This is a genomic window from Kitasatospora sp. NPDC004745 (genome assembly GCF_042873275.1).
GTDB lineage: Bacteria > Actinomycetota > Actinomycetes > Streptomycetales > Streptomycetaceae > Kitasatospora.
In genome coordinates this window covers 27,963-48,358 of record NZ_JBIALK010000033.1, presented here as the reverse complement: position 1 = coordinate 48,358, position 20,396 = coordinate 27,963, and the positions used below count along the sequence as shown (strand labels likewise).

At 75.6% G+C, this 20,396-nt stretch carries 19 protein-coding genes and 1 pseudogene; 8 read left to right on the top strand and 12 right to left on the bottom strand.

Features of this window, described 5'->3' with window-relative positions; all coding sequences use genetic code 11:
• Positions 1-108 precede the first annotated feature (108 nt).
• On the top strand, positions 109-2,067 hold the full coding sequence (locus tag ACFYUY_RS35255; RefSeq protein ID WP_360215245.1) for an FUSC family protein: 1,959 nt from the start codon (positions 109-111) through the stop codon (positions 2,065-2,067).
• 94 nt (positions 2,068-2,161) lie between these two features.
• Here ACFYUY_RS35255 and ACFYUY_RS35250 read toward each other — a convergent pair whose 3' ends face one another.
• A complete protein-coding gene (locus ACFYUY_RS35250; RefSeq protein ID WP_387906927.1) occupies positions 2,162-3,565 on the bottom strand; it encodes an amidase in 1,404 nt (467 codons plus the stop codon).
• A gap of 295 nt (positions 3,566-3,860) precedes the next feature.
• Here ACFYUY_RS35250 and ACFYUY_RS35245 point away from each other — a divergent pair, with 295 nt between their 5' ends.
• On the top strand, positions 3,861-5,183 hold the full coding sequence (locus ACFYUY_RS35245) for a cytochrome P450 (RefSeq protein ID WP_387906926.1): 1,323 nt from the start codon (positions 3,861-3,863) through the stop codon (positions 5,181-5,183).
• Positions 5,184-5,273: 90 nt separating this feature from the next.
• Here ACFYUY_RS35245 and ACFYUY_RS35240 read toward each other — a convergent pair whose 3' ends face one another.
• Both ACFYUY_RS35240 and ACFYUY_RS35235 read right to left on the bottom strand, forming a co-directional pair.
• On the bottom strand, positions 5,274-5,855 hold the full coding sequence (locus tag ACFYUY_RS35240) for a DUF421 domain-containing protein (protein ID WP_387906923.1): 582 nt from the start codon (positions 5,853-5,855) through the stop codon (positions 5,274-5,276).
• A 182-nt stretch (positions 5,856-6,037) separates the two neighbouring features.
• The gene (locus tag ACFYUY_RS35235; protein ID WP_387906991.1) at positions 6,038-6,859 is read right to left on the bottom strand and encodes a LysR family substrate-binding domain-containing protein; all 822 of its coding nucleotides are present in this window, start codon (positions 6,857-6,859) and stop codon (positions 6,038-6,040) included.
• 67 nt (positions 6,860-6,926) lie between these two features.
• Here ACFYUY_RS35235 and ACFYUY_RS35230 point away from each other — a divergent pair, with 67 nt between their 5' ends.
• The 3 genes from ACFYUY_RS35230 (at position 6,927) to ACFYUY_RS35220 (ending at position 10,412) form a co-directional block, all read left to right on the top strand.
• Complete coding sequence (locus ACFYUY_RS35230) at positions 6,927-7,346, top strand: DUF5997 family protein (protein ID WP_360215230.1); 420 nt, start codon at positions 6,927-6,929, stop codon at positions 7,344-7,346.
• Positions 7,347-7,573: 227 nt separating this feature from the next.
• Complete coding sequence (locus ACFYUY_RS35225) at positions 7,574-8,488, top strand: SDR family oxidoreductase (RefSeq protein ID WP_360215227.1); 915 nt, start codon at positions 7,574-7,576, stop codon at positions 8,486-8,488.
• A 247-nt stretch (positions 8,489-8,735) separates the two neighbouring features.
• A complete protein-coding gene (locus ACFYUY_RS35220; RefSeq protein WP_360215224.1) occupies positions 8,736-10,412 on the top strand; it encodes a DUF885 domain-containing protein in 1,677 nt (558 codons plus the stop codon).
• Positions 10,413-10,470: 58 nt separating this feature from the next.
• Here the strand turns inward: ACFYUY_RS35220 and ACFYUY_RS35215 are convergent, their stop codons facing one another.
• Positions 10,471-11,259, bottom strand: a complete 789-nt coding sequence (locus tag ACFYUY_RS35215) for a hypothetical protein (RefSeq protein WP_387906919.1) — start codon at positions 11,257-11,259, stop codon at positions 10,471-10,473.
• A 398-nt stretch (positions 11,260-11,657) separates the two neighbouring features.
• Here ACFYUY_RS35215 and ACFYUY_RS35210 point away from each other — a divergent pair, with 398 nt between their 5' ends.
• A complete protein-coding gene (locus tag ACFYUY_RS35210) occupies positions 11,658-12,392 on the top strand; it encodes a hypothetical protein (RefSeq protein WP_387906917.1) in 735 nt (244 codons plus the stop codon).
• A 142-nt stretch (positions 12,393-12,534) separates the two neighbouring features.
• On the opposite strand, the gene ACFYUY_RS35205 is transcribed toward ACFYUY_RS35210, so the two are convergent.
• From ACFYUY_RS35205 to ACFYUY_RS35185, 5 genes and pseudogenes are all read right to left on the bottom strand, one after another.
• Complete coding sequence (locus ACFYUY_RS35205) at positions 12,535-13,755, bottom strand: glycosyltransferase (protein ID WP_387906914.1); 1,221 nt, start codon at positions 13,753-13,755, stop codon at positions 12,535-12,537.
• Between the two features lie 282 nt (positions 13,756-14,037).
• The gene (locus ACFYUY_RS35200) at positions 14,038-14,781 is read right to left on the bottom strand and encodes an SDR family oxidoreductase (protein ID WP_360215212.1); all 744 of its coding nucleotides are present in this window, start codon (positions 14,779-14,781) and stop codon (positions 14,038-14,040) included.
• Positions 14,782-14,876: 95 nt separating this feature from the next.
• A pseudogene (locus ACFYUY_RS35195) lies at positions 14,877-15,329 on the bottom strand (SAM-dependent methyltransferase); the annotation flags it as partial.
• A 209-nt stretch (positions 15,330-15,538) separates the two neighbouring features.
• The gene (locus ACFYUY_RS35190; RefSeq protein WP_387906989.1) at positions 15,539-16,471 is read right to left on the bottom strand and encodes an ADP-ribosylglycohydrolase family protein; all 933 of its coding nucleotides are present in this window, start codon (positions 16,469-16,471) and stop codon (positions 15,539-15,541) included.
• A gap of 38 nt (positions 16,472-16,509) precedes the next feature.
• The gene (locus ACFYUY_RS35185; RefSeq protein ID WP_387906912.1) at positions 16,510-16,680 is read right to left on the bottom strand and encodes a hypothetical protein; all 171 of its coding nucleotides are present in this window, start codon (positions 16,678-16,680) and stop codon (positions 16,510-16,512) included.
• Between the two features lie 302 nt (positions 16,681-16,982).
• Here ACFYUY_RS35185 and ACFYUY_RS35180 point away from each other — a divergent pair, with 302 nt between their 5' ends.
• A complete protein-coding gene (locus tag ACFYUY_RS35180) occupies positions 16,983-17,405 on the top strand; it encodes a hypothetical protein (protein ID WP_387906909.1) in 423 nt (140 codons plus the stop codon).
• Positions 17,406-17,704: 299 nt separating this feature from the next.
• Here the strand turns inward: ACFYUY_RS35180 and ACFYUY_RS35175 are convergent, their stop codons facing one another.
• A complete protein-coding gene (locus tag ACFYUY_RS35175; protein ID WP_387906907.1) occupies positions 17,705-18,589 on the bottom strand; it encodes a hypothetical protein in 885 nt (294 codons plus the stop codon).
• Positions 18,590-18,647: 58 nt separating this feature from the next.
• Positions 18,648-19,193, bottom strand: coding sequence for a hypothetical protein (locus tag ACFYUY_RS35170; protein ID WP_387906904.1), 546 nt, complete (start codon positions 19,191-19,193; stop codon positions 18,648-18,650).
• A gap of 59 nt (positions 19,194-19,252) precedes the next feature.
• On the opposite strand from ACFYUY_RS35170, the gene ACFYUY_RS35165 reads away from it, so the two are divergent.
• Entirely contained in the window at positions 19,253-19,834 is a 582-nt protein-coding gene (locus ACFYUY_RS35165; protein ID WP_360215197.1) for a hypothetical protein, read from the top strand.
• Positions 19,835-19,847: 13 nt separating this feature from the next.
• On the opposite strand, the gene ACFYUY_RS35160 is transcribed toward ACFYUY_RS35165, so the two are convergent.
• Positions 19,848-20,321: a hypothetical protein gene (locus tag ACFYUY_RS35160; RefSeq protein ID WP_360215194.1), complete on the bottom strand. Its 474-nt coding sequence runs from the start codon at positions 20,319-20,321 to the stop codon at positions 19,848-19,850.
• Positions 20,322-20,396 lie beyond the last annotated feature (75 nt).

Below are 20,396 nucleotides of genomic sequence, written 5' to 3'. Positions count from 1 at the left end.
CGACGAACCCCGGGCCGGACGCCCGACGAACCCCGGACCGGACGCCCGACGAACCCCGGACCGGACGCAGGACGAGCCGCGGGCCGGGCCCGGCCGTACGTTGGGCCTATGGCACGCCGCCGACGAGTCGCCGCCAGGCTCGCCCCGCCCAGCTGGCTGACCGAGGGCCTGCGGCCCGCGCCCGCGCCGGTGCCCTGGGCGGCGGCGGCCCGGGCCTCGGTGGCGCTCGCCGCGCCGCTCGCGGTCGGCACCGCCACCGGCCGGACCGGGTACGGCGCTCTGGTGTCGATGGGCGCCCTGTCCGGGGTCATCGGTGACACCGCGGACGCCTACCGGATGCGGGTGTTCAACATCGCCGTCCCCCAACTGTTCGGCGCGCTCGGGGTGCTCCTCGGCACCCTGGTGTACGGCTCGGGCTGGACGGCCGTCGCCGTGCTGACCGCCGTCGCCCTGGTCTCCGGCATGATCTCCTCGATCGGCGCGGTGGCCTCCGTCTCCGGGCTGCTCCTGCTGCTGAACGCGGTGGTCGGAGCCGGGCTCCCGCTGCCCCCGCCGTGGTGGCTGCCGCCCGCGCTGCTGCTGCTCGGCGGTCTGCTGGTGCTCGCCCTCACCCTGCTGGCCTGGCCGCTGCGCGGCGGCACGCCGGAGCGCTCGGCCGTCGCGGACACCTACCGGACGGTCGCCGCCGTCCTCGAGGCCACCGGCACCCCCGGCCACGACGCCCGGCGCCAGGCGCTCACCCAGTCGCTCAACCACTCCTACGACCTGCTGCTCGCCCGCCGGGCCCGCCGGCACGGCCGCTCCCCCACCCTGGTGCGCCTGCTCGCCCAGCTCAACGCCGTCATCCCCGTGGTGGAGGCGGTCTCGGCGGCCCAGCTGCGCCCGAGCCCGCAGGTACCGCTGCCGGCCGCCTACCCGGCGGCCGTGCGCGACCTGGCCGCGGCCATCGACCACGACCGCCCCGGGCGCGCCCCGCCACCCGCCCTCCCCGCACCCACCGGGCCGTCCACCCGGGCCCTGGTGGACGCCATCGGCCACGCCCGGAGCGTCGTGCACGAGACCGAACCCGACCCGTACGGCGCCGAGGACCGGCTCGGCCGGCCCGCCGCGCTACGGGTCCGCGCCCGGAAGGCGGCGCACGCCCTGCTGCTGTCCGGCGCGTCCTGGCGGTACGGCCTGCGGCTGGCGCTGTGCATCGGCCTCGCCCAGATCCTGGTCTCGGTGCTCGCCGTCCCCCGCTCCTACTGGGTGGCGCTCACCGTCACCTTCGTGATGAAGCCGGACTTCGGCTCGGTGTTCTCCCGAGCGGTGCTGCGCGCCCTCGGCACCGCCGGCGGGCTGCTGATCGCCGTACCGGTGCTGGCCGCGGTGCCGCGCGGCTGGTGGGACGTCCCCGTGATGGCGGTGCTCGCGGCGCTGATCCCGGCGATGTCGGCGAAGGGCTACGCCTTCCAGACCGCGGCGATCACCCCGGTGGTCCTGCTGCTCTCGGACCTGCTCAACCACCAGGGCTTCCACCTGGTGCCGCCCCGGCTGTACGACTCGCTGATCGGCTGCGCCATCGCGCTGCTGGCCGGCTACCTGTTCTGGCCGGAGTCCTGGCACACCCGGATCGGGGAGCGGCTGGCCGACGCCGTCGCGGACAGCGGCTCGTACGTCGCCCTGGCCTTCACCACCGCGCCCGGACGGGACCACCCGGCCCGCGCCCGCTACCGGCGGCGGCTCTACCGGGACCTCTCCGCGGTGCGCAGCGAGTTCCAGCGGGCGCTCACCGAGCCGCCGCCGGTCGGGGCCAGGGCCGAGGCCTGGTGGCCGCTGGTGATCGCGGTCGAGCGGATCGTGGACACCACCACGGCCACCCGGGTCCGGGTCGAGCACGGTGCGCCGGCCCCCTCGCCCGCCGAGGTCCGTGCCGTCACCCGGGAGCTGGCCGCCCTGGCCGACGCGCTGCGCACGGGCGCACCGCTGCCCGCGGCCGGGGCGGACGGCCTCTCGCCGGACTGCGCGCTGGCCCGGCTGCACCACGAGGTGCAGGCGGCCCGGGCGGTCGCCGCCCCGGCCGGATAGCGCCCCGGGCGCCGGGCCGACCCGGGCCGGGACGGAGGCCGGGGGCTGGGAGCTGGGAGCTGGGAGCTGGGGGACGGGAGCAGGGGGCCGGGGCTCAGTCCTGGATCCGGCGCCAGGGCCGGTCCGCCTCCAGCTCGAAGGCCAGCTCCAGCAGCCGCCGCTCCTCGCCGTGCGCCGCCGACAGGTGCACGCCGATCGGCAGGCCACCCGGTGCGACGCCGGTGGGCAGCGCGATGCCGGGCCCGCCCGTCACGTTGTTGACCGGCGTGAACGCGACGTAGCGCAGCAGGCGCTCGATCAGCTCGTCGAAGGCCACGTTGGGGCTGAGGTGCCCGATCGGCGGGGCGGTGTGCGCGAGCACCGGCGAGAGCACCGCGTCGTGGCTGCGGAAGATGCCCGCGTAGGCGGCCTCGGTCCGGCGCAGCCGGCGCAGCACCGCCGGGACGTGCCGGAACTCGCGCTGGAAGCGGCGGCGCAGGCCGGTGGTCAGGCCGTCCAGCCGGTTGATCCGGAAGCTGCGGTCCAGCATCAGCCGGCCGCTGACGGCGATGGCGAAGGCGATGTACCCCCAGTACAGGACGAAGTCGCGGGAGAACTCCTCGCCGAACGGCAGGGTGGTCTCCTCGACGTGGTGCCCGAGCGCCGACAGCCGGGCGGCCGTCTCCTGCACCGCCGCCCGGGTGGGGCCGTCGGTGGTGGCGATCGGCGAGTCGACGACCAGCCCGATCCTCAGCCGGCGCGCCGCCGGGCCCTCGACCAGCCCGATCGGGGCCAGCCGGGGGTTGCGGTGGTGGCGTTCGGCGGCGGCGTAGAAGGCCGCGGTGTCGCGCACCGACCGGGTCAGCACGCCGTCGGTGACGATGTCGATCGGCAGCTTGTCGCTCTGGGCGTTGACGACCAGGCGGCCCCGGGTGGGCTTGAGGCCGACCAGTCCGCAGCAGGCCGCGGGGATGCGGATCGAGCCGCCGCCGTCGTTGGCGTGCGCGATCGGCACCACTCCGGCGGCCACCAGGACGGCCGAGCCGCCGGAGGAGGCGCCCGCGGAGTGCGAGGGCTTCCACGGGTTGCGCACCGGCTGCGCGGTGGCGAACTCGGTGGAGGCGTTCAGCCCGAACTCGGGCAACCGGGTCTTGCCGAGCACGGACAGGCCGGTGGCGAGGAACTGGTCCGTGAAGCGGGCGTTGCGGCGGGCGGGGCGGGCCCGGAACGCCTCGCTGCCCATGGCCGTCGGAAGACCCTGCAGGTCGACGTTGTCCTTGAGGAAGGTCGGCACGCCGTACAGCGGGCCGCCGGCCCCGCCCGGGCCGGAGCGCGGACGGTCGTAAGAGGGGTGGGCGACGGGCGTCAGCGCGCCGTCGATCCGGGCCGCCCGGGCCGCCGCGGCGGCGGCCAGCTCCGCGGGGGACACCTCGCCGGAGCGGACCAGCGCGGCCAGCGCCACGGCGTCGTGCGCCCCGAGGGCGTCGTCGGTGAACGCGTGGGCCCGCTCGTCGGACATCCGAACTCCCCAATCCCTACTGACCAGTAGTCTCGCAAGTTCCGCAGTGTAGGGGCGGGGCGGCGCCCGGGGATACCCCCCACGCCGAGGGCGGCGCCGACACGCACCACCGCGCTCCCGGCGTCGGCCGACGTTCCCCCAGGCGCCGGGCGGCGCACGGACGTTCGGCACGCGCCCCCCTGCCTCCCCCGCCCGCCCACCGCGGATCGTTTCGCCACCGGGCTCCGGGAAAGATCGGGAGCACGAACCGTCCCGGCCACCACCGTTGCGGCCACCCCCACCCAAGGTGACGCCCGTGCCCACCCAGTACACCTCGGCCACCGCCCCCGGCGCCCTGCCCCTGCTCGGCCACACCCCGGCCCTGCTCCGCCGGCCGCTCGCCTTCGTCGCCGGCCTGCCCGCCCACGGCGACCTCGTCCGGCTCCGACTCGGCCCGCGCGACGCGTACGTCGCCTGCCACCCCGAGCTGGTGCGCCGGCTGCTCGCCGAAGACCACCTCCTCGACCGGGGCGGGCCCGGCACCGGCCCCGCGGGCGGGGACGGCCCCGCCGGCTGCCCCGCCGCGGCCCACCGGCGCCGGCGCCGCCTGCTCCAACCCGCCTTCCACCACGACCGGTTGCCCGGCTACGGCGCACTGATGGCCGAGGAGATCGCCGGCACCACCGCCCGCTGGCGCGTCGGCGACGTGGTCGACGTCCCCGCCGCGATGCACCGCCTCACCACCGCCGCCACCGCCCGCTGCCTGTTCGCCGCGCACGACCGGGCCGGCTCCCCGGCCGTGCACGACAGCGTGGACGTCGTCACCCGCGGCACCGGCCGGCGCGTCACGCTGCCGCTGCCCGGAGCCGACCGCCTCCCCACCCCCGGCAACCGCCGTCTCCGGCGCGCCCGCCGGGACCTGTCGGAGCTCACCGGGCGGCTCGTCGCCGGCCGCCGGGCCACCGGCACCGACCACCACGACCTGCTGTCCGGGCTGCTCGACGCCCGCGACGAGGACGGGCGCGGGCTCACCGACGCCGAGGTCCACGACCAGGTGGCCACCTTCCTGCTCACCGGCACGGAGACCACCGCCGCCACCCTCGCCTGGGCCTGGTCGCTGCTCGCCCGCCACCCGGCCGTCCGCGAGCGGCTGCACACCGAACTCGACACCGTGCTCGACGGGCGCCCCGCCCGCTACGAGGACCTCCCGGCCCTGCCGCTCACCGCCCGCGTGGTCAGCGAGACCCTGCGGCTCTACCCGCCGGTCTGGATCCTCAGCCGCACCGTCACCACGGACGCCGACCTCGGCGGCCTGCACGTCCCGGCCGGCGCCACCGTCCTGTTCAGCCCGTACCTGCTGCACCGCCGGCCCGACCTGTTCCGCCGCCCGGACCGCTTCGACCCCGACCGCTGGCTCACCACCGCCCGCCCCTTCCCCGGCACCTACGCCCCCTTCGGCCTCGGCGCCCGCCGCTGCCTCGGCGACGCCTTCGGCACCACCGAGGCCGTCCTCGCCATCGCCACCATCGCCGCCCGGTGGAGCGTCACCCCGACCCCGGGGCGCACCGTCCGCCCCGGCCGCGGCCCCTCGCTCTCCCCGCACCCCTACACGGCCACCCTCGCCCGCCGGGCCCGGTGAGCCCTCAGGGGCACGGTGAGCCCGTACCAGGGGGCGGTGAGCCCTCACGGGGGCACGGCGGGCCCGTCCGGGCACGGCGGGCCGCCCGGCTCAGCGCCCCCGGCCCCGGTCGGCCGCCAGGGTGGCGAGCAGCCCCTCGATCGACTCCAGCCGGCGCCGCAGCTCCTCGACGTCGCCCCGGGTGGCGCCCTGCTCCTCGGGCTTGAGGGTGATCACCAACTGGCCGTCCGGCTCCAGGCGGCCGACCGCGACGTCCCGGACGGTGTCCCCGTTCTGCACCCGCACCGCGTGCTCGATCTCGGACGCCCGCAGCGCGAGGCCGCGCAGCGACTCCGGCACGAGCCGGCCGTCCTTGACGACGGTGGTCGGGGTTCCCTCCAGCAGCCGGGCGGCGCGCGGGTCCCGGGCGAGCCAGCGGGTGACGGCGGAGTTCACCGTGACCAGGGTGACCGCGCCGATCGTGCCCCCGAGCAGGCTGTTGTCGTTGCCGATGATCGCGTTCTGCACCACGTTGGAGAGCAGGAAGACGACCACCATGTCGAAGGTGTTCAGACCGGCCAGCCCGCGCTTGCCCGCGACCCTGAACAGCACCAGGATCAGCACGTAGACCGCCACCGTGCGGACGACCTTCTCCGCGATCGGCATCTGGACAACCACCAGGTCGTGCCACACGGCGCGCTCCTCCAACCCCTCGACCGGACGGGGCCGGCAGCGCCCGGGGCCGACGGTACGCTCCCCACCGGGCCCCGGCCAGCACCGGAGGCCCCGGGCGTCCCGGCCGGGGGCTCCGGTGCGCGGCGCCGCGGGGGGTTCCGGTGCGTGGCGCCGCGTTTGGCGGCCGCCCGGGCCTGGCGCTACGAGCGCCGCTTGGGCTTGCCGCTGCCCCGCTTCGCGGCCGCACCGCCCCGGCCGCCCGCCGAAGGCCGCGGCTTGCCCTGGGTCTTCTGCTGGCCGCCCTTCTGCTGGCCCGCCCGCTGCTGGCCGGCCTTCTGCTGGCCCGCCTTCGGCGACTGGGGCTTGCGGGCCTGCGCGCCCTTCTTCGGCTCGGCGGCGGGGGCGGCCGGCTGCGCGCCCCGGCCGCGCGAGCTGTTGACCGTCCGGCCGCGGACGATGCCGATGAACTCCTCGACCAGGTCCGTCGTCTCCTCCTGCCGCCAGGCCAGCACCACCTGGGACTGCGGCGCCTCCACGACCGGGCGGAAGGTGAGGTCGCGCCGGTGGTGCAGCCGGGCCAGCGACTGCGGCACCAGCAGCACCCCGACGTTGGCCGCCACCAGCTCGATCGCGTCGGCGGTGGTGGCCGGGCGCTCGACGGCCGGGCGGCCGGGCAGCTCCCCCGGCCAGCCCAGGGTGTCGTCGAGCGGGTGGAACACCACGTCCTCGGCGAGGTCGGTCAGCGCGACCTCCTCGGCCGCGGCGAGCCAGTGGTCCTTGGGGAAGACCACCACGGTCGTCTCGGTGTACAGCGGGATCGCGCTGAGCACGTCCCGGTCGACCGGCAGCCGGAGCAGCCCGGCGTCCGCGGTGCCCCCGCGCAGGGTCCCCTCGGCGTCGCCGACCGGCACCGCGAGGAGGTCGAGCGGCACGTCCGGGAGCCGCTCGCCCCAGACCCGGGCCCACTTGCCGGGGGTCACGCCCGGGACGTACACGAGCCGGAAGGACGGGTTCACCTGCATCTCTGTCACAGGGCAAGGCTACCGACCGTGACCGGGAGCGCCCGCGCACTCCCTTACCCTTGTCTCCATGACATCGCTCAAGCAGAAGACCGGCCAGACCATGAAGCCGGCCACCGCGGCCAAGAAGCTGGGGATCTACCTCGACGCGGCGCCGACCGGCTTCCAGGAGGGCGTGGTCTCCCGCGAGGAGCTCAACGCGCTGCAGGCCGAGCCGCCGCAGTGGCTCCAGGAGCTGCGCAAGAACGGCCCGCACCCGCGCCCGGTGGTCGCCGCCAAGCTCGGCATCTCCATCTCGGGCCTGGCCCGCGGTGGCGTGACGGAGGCGCTCACCACCGACCAGATCGAGGCGATCAAGGCCGAGAACCCGCTCTGGCTGCAGCACGAGCGCGCCAACCAGGTGGACGTCCGCAAGGAGACCGCCCGGATCAAGGCGAAGCACGACAAGGAGGCCGCGGCCAAGGCCGCCAAGGCCGCCCACGCGGGCTGAGCAGCGGCTCCGGCCGAGTGTCGGACCCCTGCGCGAGGATGGTGCCGACGTCCGTTCCACGGGCGTCGGCACAGTCGTCACCGCGGCCGGTCGGTCCCGGTGGGTCCGGCGGGTCCGGGTCCGGTGGGTCCGGCGGGTCGTTCCCGGGCAGCCGGGCCCGCCCGGGCCGGCCGGTGGCGTGACCGGGCAGCGGGCGGCCGCCGGAGGCGGTCAGGGAGGCGGGGCGCGTGGCAGGGGTACTGGACGGGCGGATCGCGCTGGTCGCGGGGGCGACGCGGGGCGCGGGGCGGGGCATCGCCGTCGAACTGGGCGCCGCGGGCGCCACGGTGTACGTCACCGGGCGCAGCACCCGGCGGCAGCGCTCGGAGTACGACCGCCCGGAGACGGTCGAGGACACCGCCGACCTGGTGACGGCGGCCGGCGGAACGGGCATCGCCGTCCCGACGGACCACCTCGTCCCCGCCCGGGTCGCCGCCCTGGTCGAGCGGATCGACGCCGAGCAGGGCCGGCTGGACGTCCTGGTCAACGACATCTGGGGCGGCGAGAACCTGTTCGGCTGGAACGTCCCGGTCTGGGAGCACGACCTGGACGACGGCCTGCGGCTGCTGCGGCTGGCCGTGGAGACGCACGCCGTGACCAGCCACCACGCGCTCCCGCTGCTGCTGCGCCACCCGGGCGGCCTGGTCGTCGAGATGACGGACGGCACCGCCGAGTACAACGGCGCCACCTACCGCAACTCCTTCTTCTACGACCTCGCCAAGTCCTCCGTGCTGCGGATGGCCTTCTCCCTCGGCCACGAGCTGGGCCCGCGCGGCGCCACCGCCGTCGCGCTCACCCCCGGCTGGATGCGCTCCGAGATGATGCTGGAGCACTTCGGCGTCACCGAGGAGACCTGGCGGGACGCCGTGGTGCGGGAGCCGCACTTCGGCATCTCCGAGACGCCGCGCTACGTCGGCCGGGCGGTCGCCGCCCTGGCCGCCGACCCGGCGCTCGCCCGGTGGAACGGCCGGTCGCTGTCCAGCGGGCAGCTCGCCCGAGAGTACGGCTTCACCGACCTCGACGGCAGCCGCCCGGACTGCTGGCGCTACCTGGTCGAGGTCCAGGACGCCGGCCTGCCCGCCGCACCGGAGGCCTACCGCTGACGCGCCGCCAGACCGGTGCCCCGGCGCGCGGACACCGGCGCGGACCTGCAGCACCGCGCCGGTGCCGCACCCCGACGCGGCCCGGCCCCGACGTCGACCGGCGCTCGTTCCACCGACCCCGTGCCACCGGTGCTTATTTCCACCGGTGCTTATTGACCACGCCGCCGGCCGCTCCGAATAATCGGCGCAACCGGGGCCGCCCAGGGCCCCCTCGGCACACAGACCGCACCGGACCGGGGGAACGATCGTGACCGACCAGCCGCATCAGGCCGAACTCGCCTCACTCGCGGAGGAGTTCTTCGCCGCCGAGAACGCGCACAACCCGTTCGACGCGACGCTCAGCGGGGTCGCGGGCCACGCCCACCAGGTGCCCGACCCCTCCCGGGCGGCCGCGCTGCGCCACCGCGAGGTGCTGACCGGGATCGGTACGCGGCTGGCCGCGATCCCGGTGGACGCGCTGACCGGAGACGACCGGATCACCCACGGCGTCCTCGGCCGGCTGATCGAGAACGGCACGGGCCAGATCACCCACGGGCTGGCCGACTTCAGCGTCTCCGCGACCATCGTGGCACCGCAGAACGCGGCGTTCACCTCGCTCGCCATGACCTCCGTCGACCAGGAGGGCCCCGAGGCCTACCTGGAGCGGCTGGCCGGCCTGCCGGGCTACTTCGACGCCGTCCTGCAGGGCTTCCTGGACACCGCGGCCGACGGACGACGGCCGCTGCGCAGCGGCGTCGACGCCGCCGTCACCCAGCTGGACGCCTACCTGGCCGCCGGCCCGGACGACGACCAGCTGCTGCGCCCGATGCGGGGCCGGCCGGAGCTCGAACGGGCCCTGGCGATCGTCCGCGACGGCGTGCGCCCGGCGGTGGCCCGCTACCGGGCCGGGCTGGCCCAGCAGTTGGCCGCGGACGCCCGGCCCGACGACCAGGCCGGCGTCTGCCACGTGCCCGGCGGCACCGAGGGCTACGCCGACGCCGTCGCCCGCTACACCCGGCCGGGCCTCACCCCGGAGGAGGTCCACCGGATCGGCCTGGACACCGTGGCCGAGCTGCGCGAGGAGTTCGCCGAGCTGGGCGGGCGGGTGCTCGGCATCACCGACACCGAGGGCGTGCTGACCGCGCTGCGCGAGGACCGCGCGCTGCGCTTCGACAGCGCCGCGGAGATCATCGCCCTCGTCGACGACGCGCTGGAGCGCGCCCGCCGCGCCTCGGTCGACTACTTCCGCCCGTACCCGATCGCCGACTGCGTGACCCGGGAGATCGACCCGGTCGAGGCGGAGACCGCGCCGCTGGCCTACTACCAGCCGCCGGGCCCCGGCGGCCTGCCCGGCACCCACTGGATCAACACCCTGCGCCCGCAGACCCGGTTCCGGTACGAGTACGAGGCGATCGCCTTCCACGAGAGCGTGCCCGGCCACCACCTGCAGATCGCCGTCGCCCAGACGCTGCACCACCTGCCGGTGTTCCGGCAGAAGCCGAGCGGTCAGCTGACCGCCCACGTCGAGGGCTGGGGGCTGTACACCGAGCGGCTCGCGGACGAGATGGGGCTGTACAGCTCGGACCTCTCGCGCTTCGGCATGCTCTCGATGGACGCGCTGCGCGCCGTGCGCCTGGTCGTCGACACCGGACTGCACCACTTCGGCTGGTCGCGGGAGCGGGCGATCGCGTTCATGCGGGACAACACGGCCACCACCGAGGAGAACGTCCGCAACGAGATCGACCGGTACATCTCCTGGCCGGGCCAGGCCACCGCCTACCTGATCGGCCGTCGGGAGATCGTCCGGCACCGCGAGCGCGCCCAGGCGGCTCTGGGCGGGCGGTTCGACGTCCGGGAGTTCCACCACCAGCTGATCGGGCACGGCAGCCTGCCCCTGGGGGTGCTGGACGAGCTCATCTCGGACTGGATCGCGGCGCAGCGGTAGCCCGTCGGCCGTGCCGCCGTGGGGCGCGGCCTCGCCCCCACGGCGGCACCCGGGGGGATCAGCAGACCGGGATCGGCACCGTCAGCACGAAGGCGTGCGGGTCCGGGTTGGCCGGGGCCTGGTAGGTGAGCGTGACCGGGATGCTCGTCCCGGGGCTCGCGGCCGGGTCGACCCGGAGCGCGAAGCCCCGGTTGTACCGGGACCAGGTGTTGTTGACCGGGTCGTCACAGGTCGCCGTCGTGCCGTCCGCCGAGATCACGCACGGGTTGGAACTCGGCGCGGTGTCCAGCCAGGTGGAGCCGGGCGGCAGCTGTGCCACCACCCGGCCGCGCCACGGGTAGTCGGTGGAGGGGCCCAGGTTGCGCTCCAGCACCTCGAAGTCGGCCGGGTCGCCGGGCGCCGCCGGCTTCGGGGGCCGCCACATCTCCAGCACGGCGTTCGTCACCGGCGCCGAGGTGGCGAAGGACCAGGTGGCCGACCCGTCGTCCGGGTTCTGCGCCGGGTCCCAGGTGACGACGGCGGTGCCGCCCGGGTAGGTCTGCGGGCCCGGGGTGGTGCCGATGCTCCGGCCGAAGATCCGCTCGGTCTCGCAGGTGCCCGGCGCGAGGCCCTGCGCCACCTGGAACCGGATCCAGTTCCAGCCGCCGTCCACCGGGCCCGCGTGGTCGGTGGTGAGCTCCAGGCCCGGATCCCCGGGACCGTTGACGACCAGGGTGGCCTCGGTCGGCGTCTCGGTCCCGTTGTTGCAGACCGTCACCAGGACGGTCCCGACGGCGCCGGGCGCGGTCGGGAAGGACGGCGGGCTCACCTGCACGCTCAGGTCCTTGGCGTACGTCGGGCGGTGCACGGGCGCGGGAGGCCCGGGCGGCCGGGGCGGCGAGGAGCGGGACGGGTAGCAGCGCGGCTGCCGCGATCAGGGCGGGGATCCGCATGGGGTGACTCCGCATGGGGTGACTCCGGGAGGTCCGAAAGGGGCGAACGTCGTCGTTCGGTCACGAAGCTACGCCGCCCGGCGCCTGCCGCCCTGCTGGGTTGCTCCGCCCGGCGTCGGCCGCGGCCGGCCGCCGGGGAGGGCCCGGGCGTCCGGTGACGCGGAAACGATTCCGCACGCCGGTCACAGCCCTCCCGCGCCCGGACGTGGCGTCACCCGTTCGGCCCCCTCGACACGGTAGTGTCCGCTGGCGCGGCCGGCGGCGTCACCCGTCCGCCCGCCGCCCGTCCGACCGCACCGACCTGGAGGAACCCGTGCCGGCTCCCGCCCGTGCCGCCCTGGCCATAGCCGCGGCCGCCCTGATAGCCGCAGCCACCGGCTGCTCGCCCGGCGGCGGCCACACCGCCAAGCCGGCGGGCCGCAGCACCGCCGCCGCACCCGCCGGCGACGCCGCCGACCCCAACGCCGGAGCGGCCCCCGCACCCGCCGCCGTGGTCACCGGAGCCGGCCCGAAGAGCTCCTACGACGTCCAGCCGCAGCCCGCGCCGGGCAGCTGCAAGTACCGCTACACGGCCGACAAGCAGCCGCTGCCCGACCCGAACTGCACCCCCGGCGCGATCAGCCCGGCCGTCAACCAGGGCAACCTCAACGACACCATCTGCAAGACCGGCGGCTACACCTCGACGATCCGCCCGCCGTCCAACATCACCGGCAAGGAGAAGGCCGAGAACGCCAAGTCCTACGGCTACAGCGGCCCGATGGGCGACGCCGAGTACGACCACCTGATCAGCCTGCAGCTCGGCGGCGACCCCAACGACCCGCGCAACCTCTGGGTCCAGCCGCCCTCCCCCGACCACGTGCCGGGCAAGGGCCCCAACAACCCCAAGGACTCGGTGGAGACCCACCTGCACACCGCGATCTGCAAGGGCCAGACCACCCTCGCCGCCGCCCAGCAGGCCATCGCCACCGACTGGACCACGGCCGAGGTCAAGCTCGGCATCAAGTCCGGCGGCGCGCCGACCGCGGCCCCCGACGCCGACGGGGACTGACGGCGACGGGGGCTGACTGCGAGCAGGCCGGTCCCCGGGGTGCCCCCGGGGGTGGCCCGGGCACCCTGAACCCGGGCACCCGGAACCCGGCCTCAGCGGCCCTGAGCGGCTCTCAGCAGCCCTCAGTGGCCCCCGGAGACCTTCAGTGACCCTCAGCAGCCAGGGAGTCCACCAGCTCGGCGATGGCGTCGAACGGCCGGTACTCCGCGAGCTCCGCGCCCAGCGCCCGGGCCCGCTCGCGGAACCGGCCCCGCCCGAGCACCTCGTCGACCGCCCGCCCCACCGCGGCCGGATCCGGGCGACCGGTGCGCAGGTCCACCCCCACACCCGCCCACTGCACCCGGGCCGCCACCTCCGGCTTGTCCTCGCTCGCCCCCGCCACCACCAGCGGCACCCCGTGCCGCAGCGCGGTGTGCACCCCGCCGTAACCACCGTTGCTGACCAGCACGTCCGCCTGCGGCAGCAACCGCTCGAACGGGACGTACCCGGCGGCGCGCACGTTGCCCGGCAGCTCCCCGCCCAGCAGATCCACCAGCGCCGCCGGCCCCTCCGGGCGGCCGGTGACGGCCACCACCAGGACGTCGCGGTCCGCCAGCGCGGTGACGGTCGGTACCACCAGCTCCCCCAGGTCGGCGTTGGCCAGCGTCCCCTGCGTCACCACCACCACCGGCCGCCCGTCGGACAGCTCGTCCCACCACGACGGCAGCGGCTGCGCCTCCCCGTCGACCCCGGGCAGCGCCCCGATCAGCCGGAACGACGCCGGGGCGTCACTGCGCGGGTACTCGAAACCCGGCACGGTCAGCTGGAGGTAGTGGTCCGGCACCGTCACCATCGCCAACCCGCGCGGCCCCTCCGGCATCCGCACCCCCAGGCCCGCGTACACCTTCGCGGCGTACTCCCGCAGGGGCTCGCCGCGCCGCTCCGACTCCGCCAGCAGCGCCCGGTTGCGGGCCCGGCCCTCCTCCCCCGGCATCGGCGGCAGCGCGTAGCCGAACGGCGCGGTGTCCACGCTCGGCAGCATCACCGGCGACACCCCGATCCCGATCAGCGCCGGACGCTCGGCCCGCGGCCGGCCCGACGCCAGCGCCAGCGCGCCCTGCACGAACGCGTCGGCGATCACCGCATCGGCCGGGAAGTCCGCCAGCAGCGCCAGCAGCGTCCGGTACTGCGCCGGAATCGGGTCCAGGAAGACGTGCCGCACGTCGAAGCCGATCCGCTCCGGCCCGGGCGGCAGCGCCGACCGGCCCGGGAACGACGCGTCCAGGTCCCGGTCGTCGAAGTCCGCCTCGGCGGGCAGCGCGGCGAACCGCACCCCGGCCCGGCGCGCCGCCCCGGCGAACCGGGAGCCCCCGAGGAACACCACCTCGTGCCCTCGGGCGGCGAGGTCGGCGGAGACGGCCAGCAGCGGGCCGGTGTGGCCGTGTGCGGGCAGGGCGGTGGTGATGATCCTGGACAGCGGGACTCCTCGGGTCGGTCGTCGGCGGTCGGTGGTCGTCGGTCGCCGGTGGTCAAGTGCGGCGGTCGTCGGTGGTCGTGCGGCGGCCGTGCGTCGGCGGACGGACCCACGGTAGGCAGGGCCGGTTGACGTCCGATGAACGCGCCGCGCGGCGCCGCGGCCCGCGGTGCCGCGACGCCCGGGCACCCCTCAGCGGCCGAGCACCGCACCGCCGTTCAACCCGATCACCTGCCCGGTGAGGTACCCGGCGGACGGCGAGGCGAGGAAGCCGACCGCCTCCGCCACATCGGCGGGCGTACCGGCCCGACCGACCAGCGTGTCGGCGACCTTCCCGGCGTGGAACTCCTCGCTCCAGCCGGCACCGAAGATCTCGGTGTCCGCCACGTAACCCGGTGCGAGTACGTTCACCGTGACACCGTCCGGGCCCAACTGCCGCGCCAGCCCGAACGCCCAGCCGTGCAGCGCCGCCTTCGCCGCCGCGTACGAACCGGCCGAGTGCGGGCCCGCACCGCCGCGCTGCGCCGCCGCCGAACTGATCACCACCAACCGGCCACCGGGCCGGCGCAGCCTCCCCTGCAGCGCGGTCGTCAGCAGCACGGCGGTGAGCAGGTTGGCGTCCAGGTCCTTGCGCCAGGCGTCGGCGAGGGCCGCCAGGCCGTCCCCGGCGGGCGGGGTGACGATGGCGCCCGCGTTGTTCACCAGCACGTCCACCGGGCCGAGCCCGGCGATCCGGGCGGCCGCGGCCTCGACCGCCGCCGGGTCCGTCAGGTCCGCCGGCACCGGGACGATCCGGCCCGGGCCGACGGTCTCCTCGATCCGCGCCCGGGCCTCCTCCAGCACCGCCTCCCGGCGGCCGAGGATCACCACCCGGTTCCCGTCGGCGGCCAGGCGGGCGGCGATCGCCCGGCCGATCCCGGTCCCCCCGCCGGACACCACCGCGAGCCTCACCGGGCGGACCCGGAGGTCTCGGAGGCCCCTGCGGACCCGGAGGTCTCGGTGGGCTGAGCGGACTCGGCGGACTCGGTCTCGTAGTACTCCTTCATCAGCTCCACCGACCACTCCGACTGCCGGACCTCACCCCGCGGCCCGAACTCCGCCAGGTACGGCTTGATGTCGAGCACCGGCGTACCGGCCACCGCGTCCAGCCCGGTCACGTGGAGCTCCAGACCGTCGACGCGGACCAGCTCGCACCGCGAGACGCCCAACCGGTTCGGGCGGTTCTTGCCGCGCTGCGCGAAGATGCCGACCAGCGGCCAGTCCGGGTTGCCGCGCGGGCGCCGGGCCCCGGACTCCACCTCGTCCTCCGGGACGCGGTCGAAGTGGTAGACCACCTCCAGGTGCGAGAAGTCCGCCAGCCCGTACAGCGCCTCCTCGCCGAACCGCTCGCCGTCCAGCCGGATCACCGCACCGACACTCCCCCAGCCGTCGTCCCGCACCTCCTCCCGCCCGCCGACCACCCACGCCACCGGACGGACCGTCACCTCGACTGCCACCTGGCCCCCTCATTCGCTCTCGAACCGCTGCCACCGTACGGTAGCCCCGCCCACCACCGACCCGGCCACCGGGTCCGCCGGGCCCCGGAAGGCCACGAGGTCAGGACGCTCGGGGCCGTCGGGCCGGTGGGCCGTCGGGCCGGTGGGACGTCGGGCCCTTGCCCCTCAGGTCGTCGGCCCCTCAGATCGTCGGCCCGTCAGACCGGGCGGCCCGGCCAGGCCGCCAACCGCGCGGCCAGGTCCACCAGATCACCCACCCTCAGCACCCGCCCACCGGATCCGGGCAGCGGCACGTGCAGCGGCTCCGTCCAGCGCGCCGGAATCGCCGCCAGGCCGTACCTGGCCCCGGCCAGGGCCCCGGTGACGGCGGCCACCGTGTCGGTGTCGCCGCCGAGATCGACGGCGGCGCGGAGCGCCTCCTCGAACCCGCTGGTGGTGCGCAGCGCCCACACCGCCGAACCGAGGCACGGCCAGACCGCCCCGTTCGCCTCGGTGGCCCGGTCGGGGTGCCAGTCCGGCGCCAGAACGGCGGCGTAGCGGTCGCGGTGCTCGGCGTCGACGTGGGCCAGGGCGTCGGGGACGGCGGCGAGCGGATCGGCCCCGGCGAGGGCGAGGCGGACCAGCTCGTGGAAGATCGCCGTCCCCTCCCAGGCCGCCCGGTCCCCGTGGGTGAGGGCGGCGATCCGGCGGGCGGCGTCCATGGTGGCCGACCGTCCGGCGCCGGCGAACGCGACGGCCGACGTCGAGGCGCGCATCAGCGAACCGTTGCCGGCCGCCCGCAGCGTCGAGTTGAAGTGGACGGCGGCTGCGAGGTCCCACGGCATGCCGTTGGTCAGCACGTCCTCCGTCTGGATGCCGATGTCCTTGGGCTCGGCGGCGGCCCAGCGCCGGAACCGTTCGAAGACGTCCGGGAGGTCCAACTCCCCCCGGTCGAGGAGCGATTCGGCGACCAGCACGGCCATCTGCGTGTCGTCGGTCGCCTCACCCCGCTCCCAGCCGCCGCCCGCCGCCAACTCTCCCCCGCCGTCCGGGAACCGGGCCGAGAACGCCCCGGCCGGGCCGAACTCGTAGGGCGCGCCCAGGGCGTCACCCACCGCCGCCCCGACGACCGCCCCTGCCGCTCGTGACACCACGCCCCCCGTTCCCTGGACGAGTCATTCCGAAGTGATCAGTGATCGTAGGCGATGAGGGGCCGTGTGATCGGCTGTCCGGTCCTGTGGTCGTGCCAGGTTGCCACGGCCGGCGCGAGGACGCGTCGGGCGACGCGGACGGCGACGCCCTCAAAGGTCCGGCCGCCGCGTTGTTCCAGGTCGAGCCGGCCTTTGAGGGTGTCGTTCACCGACTCGATCAGTTGAGTAGGCCACAAGCTGCGGGAGACCGGACGCCGCCGCCATGGCCGCCCGTGCCGGACCTCCCGGTCCGCGCTGTGGCCAAGAGCACTCAGGACAACGCGAAGGTCTCAGGTCTTCCGCCGTCTGCTGCCCGCCGCTGTCGAAGGCGGCGACGACCTGGCCGCCTTCGCGTCCCGGCCTCGGCCCGGTGTTGCCCGAACCCCGTGCCGTGTTCATGCCGTTGGTGTCATAGTCGGACGCTATGTGGACAACGCTTGCGCCGCTCATCGGCGTCCTACTCGGCGGACTCATGTCGATGCTGGCCCAGCGCTCGGCAGGACGCGCCCTGGAACGCGGCGAGGCGCGCCGCAGTGTTCGTGAACTTGCCGAGGCGCGCCGCAACGAGCGTCTCACTCACCTCATCGAATTTCTGTCTGCGGTGCAGGAAGCAGAACGAGTCGCGGTGGATCGGCATCACCACGACGTGGCTGACGAGCAGTGGCAGGCCCGGGCAAAGCAGGTCCTTGACAGGGTGTGGGTGATGCAGAAGACGATCCACGTACTGTGCCCGTCCGAGGTCAGCGAAGCGGCACGCAGCCTCGCGTTCGCACTACAGGACGTGATCAGAAAGGGCCCCGAAGACCCGGGAGAGCCACAGGACGAGAAGGTCTGGGCACACATACATCCGAGCCGACAGGCATTCCTTGATCTCGTGCGCGACCAGCTGAGTTGAACCCCGGGGAGGGATTCGGCAGCTGCCGTGAGCGGCCCGGGACAAGCAGCACCGGCTCCGGCCTCCATGGTGCGGCGCGCGTCATCTACTTCGCCGGCTTCTCGAGGGTTGCGAAGCCTGCCTTGGCACAGGAGGCGGGCATGCCCACGGGCCGGCAGCAGGCCCTCGAATGGCCCCTCGGCCCATCGCCAAGCTGATCACGATCACTTCGGAATGACTCGTCCAGAACTCCCCGACGATCCGCCCGCGCCCGACTCCTCGGCTTCACCTCACCGCAACGGTTGGACGGCGGCACGCCGTTATCGGCCCGCCCCGTCCGGCCGGGTGCCGAGGGCCCGGGCGAGCCGGTCGGCCGTCTCACCCGACACACCCGACGCGCCGTGGTGCGCGGCGTGTCGCGGGCTCGCCGGGGCGTCGCACCGGAGCACGTGGTCGGCAGGCCCCCCGGCCACCCGTCTGCACCACGACGGGCCGCGCCACGACGGCCCGCGCCGGCCGCGGTCTGCGGACGCCGGCGACTCCCAGCGGGCGGCCGGCCAGACCGGGCGGTCCAGCAGGAAGCGCGCGGCAGCGGGCGCGTCCGCCGCCGCCACGCCGGCCGCGGTGAGGGCCGCCCCGATCGACCCGACCGCCCCCTTCGGGGTCTCGGCGTCACCGACCACCGGGAGCAGCAGGAGCAGCCGGGCGTGCGGGTCGTGGACCCCCGGGGCCGCGCGGTCCGGCGTCCGGGCCAGGTGTGCGGCCTCCCGCCAGGACAGCCCCGGGCCCCGCTGGTGCTCCGGCGTCCCGAGGCGCCGTGCGACGTACCGGTCGACGTCCGCCAGCCGCACCGAACGTCCGCCCCAGCCGGGGTGGTGGATCCGGAACTCCGTCCCCCAGTCCGTGGGGAGCTCCACGCTCGTCACGACCACCCGGTGACCGCCGCCGAACGGCACCAGGACCTCGGACTCGCCCCACAGGTGCGCGTCCCAGGCCGCTTCGGCGTCGACGGCGTCCACCCCGAACCAGCGTGCCAGGCACCGGCCTTCCGGATCGTCCAGCGCCCACATCCGCATCAGGTAGGCGGCCCAGAAGGCCGGACGGATCAGCCTCCCGTCCGGGCTGCCCTCGCCCTCCCCCGGCCCCGGCCGGTGGCTGCCCTGGTCGCCCTCGTCGCCCTGGTCACGCGTGTAGTCGCTCGGCACCGGCCCAGCCTGCCACCCGCGTCCGCACCCCCGCAGGCCACCCCGGCAGCCGGGCGGGTCAGTCCTCCAGCACGGTGTACCCCAGCGCGCGGGCCTGCTCGGCGACGGCCTCGAAGCGCGCCACGGACGACAGCGTCGCCACCAGCCCCCGGCCGACCGCCCCGCCGGCCAGCACCGCGGCCGCCGCCTCCCGGTCGACCTCCCGCTCGTAGTAGTCCTCGGCGAACGCGACGTACGCCGCCGGGCCCTCCCCGGTGAGCAGCCCGAACAGCCAGTCGGAGCCGTCCGACTCGCCGTCGGCGAACTCCACCGGACCGCACCGCCACGCCGGGGCAGCCGCCTCCCTCCAGACGCACACGGTGGCGTCGAAGAACCCCTCGAACTGGAACTCCGGCGCCTGCGCGTACGGCGCGAGCGACGCGGGCAGCCCGTCCAGCAGGCCGGGCCAGTGCGCGCGCTGCTCCGCCCGCCACGGGGTGGCGTCGCTCTCGTGGTCGAAACCGTGGAGGAACACCCCGGCCTGATCGAAGACCACCGCGTAGTCGTCCCCGGAAACCGTTGTACCGGGCCGCCCGTGCGGCCGTACGCCGGTGCGCCAGCGCACCCGCACGACTGTCAGACCCGGGTGGCAGCATCCCCCTACGACGACGAGAGGGGGCGACGGTGAGCTTCCTGGGGATGTGGTGCCTGCTGCCCATGACGGCCGACGCCGTCGCGCAGTACGCGCCGCGGCTGCGACCGGCCGTCGACGCCGAGGCCTCCCTACCCGGGTCGCGGGAGCTCCTCGCGTGGTGGCGCGAGGCGGGAAGCACCGAGGAATCACGGCACCATCTCGTCGAGTCCGCCGCGCCGTCCGCACTGGACGACCGGATCTGCCTCGTCTACGAGGCCTGGGAACGCGGGAGCGACGACTCGCTGCCCCGCCTCGCCGTCTCGGCCCGCAACTCCTACCCGGCGGCCGCCCTGGCGCACGCCCTCGGCCCCACCCGGTTCGCGCTCCTCCCCGGCTGGTTCGGCGACCTCGTCCTCACCCCCGAGGAGGTCCGGCAGACCCTCCCCGCCGTCGAACAGGCCTTCACCTGGGACGCCCCCGCGCGCCACCACGCCGAACGGCTCCTCACCGCCGCCCTCCGCGACGAGGCGACCCGGGCCGACCTCGACACCCTCCTGGACGGCGTCCCACCCGTCTGGCGCGCCGCCGCCGACACCGGCCGGGGCCTCCTCGGCGCCCACTTCCTGCCCTGAGCCCCCGACCGGGTCAGTCCACGTCCGACGGGTGCTGCGCGCGGCTCGCCCGCAGGAAGGACTCCAGCCGGTCCCGCTCCGTGTCGAGGTTGCTCAGGGTCTCGTAGGCGTGCTCCCGGGCGATGCCCGACGGATGGGTGACGAGTTCCCGGTAGAGGATCCAGACGCCTCCCCGGATCAGCTCCTCGCACTCCTCCTGCTGCACGGTGTCCCCCGCGCCGAAGGCCAGGAGAAGACCCAGCAGGGCGGTGCGGGCCACCGGCGTGGTGACGGCCGGATCGGCCAGCGCCGCGAGGACGACGGCGGCGGCCGCGGGAGCCGGGTCCATCAGGCTGGACTGGATCATGACGTGACCGTCGATCTCCGCCAGCGTCGCCTCCCCCGGCGTACGCGCGGTGATCAGCCGGAGCAACGCACCCGGCAGATGAGCCGCCGATCGCCCGCACCCGCAGGAGAACGCGCCCCAGTCGTACCGGTCGATCTCCATGCGAATCACCCGCATTCCGGGCGCCTCCGCCATCCCACCCACCCCCGTTCCGGCCCCGCTCCCCGATCCCGATCC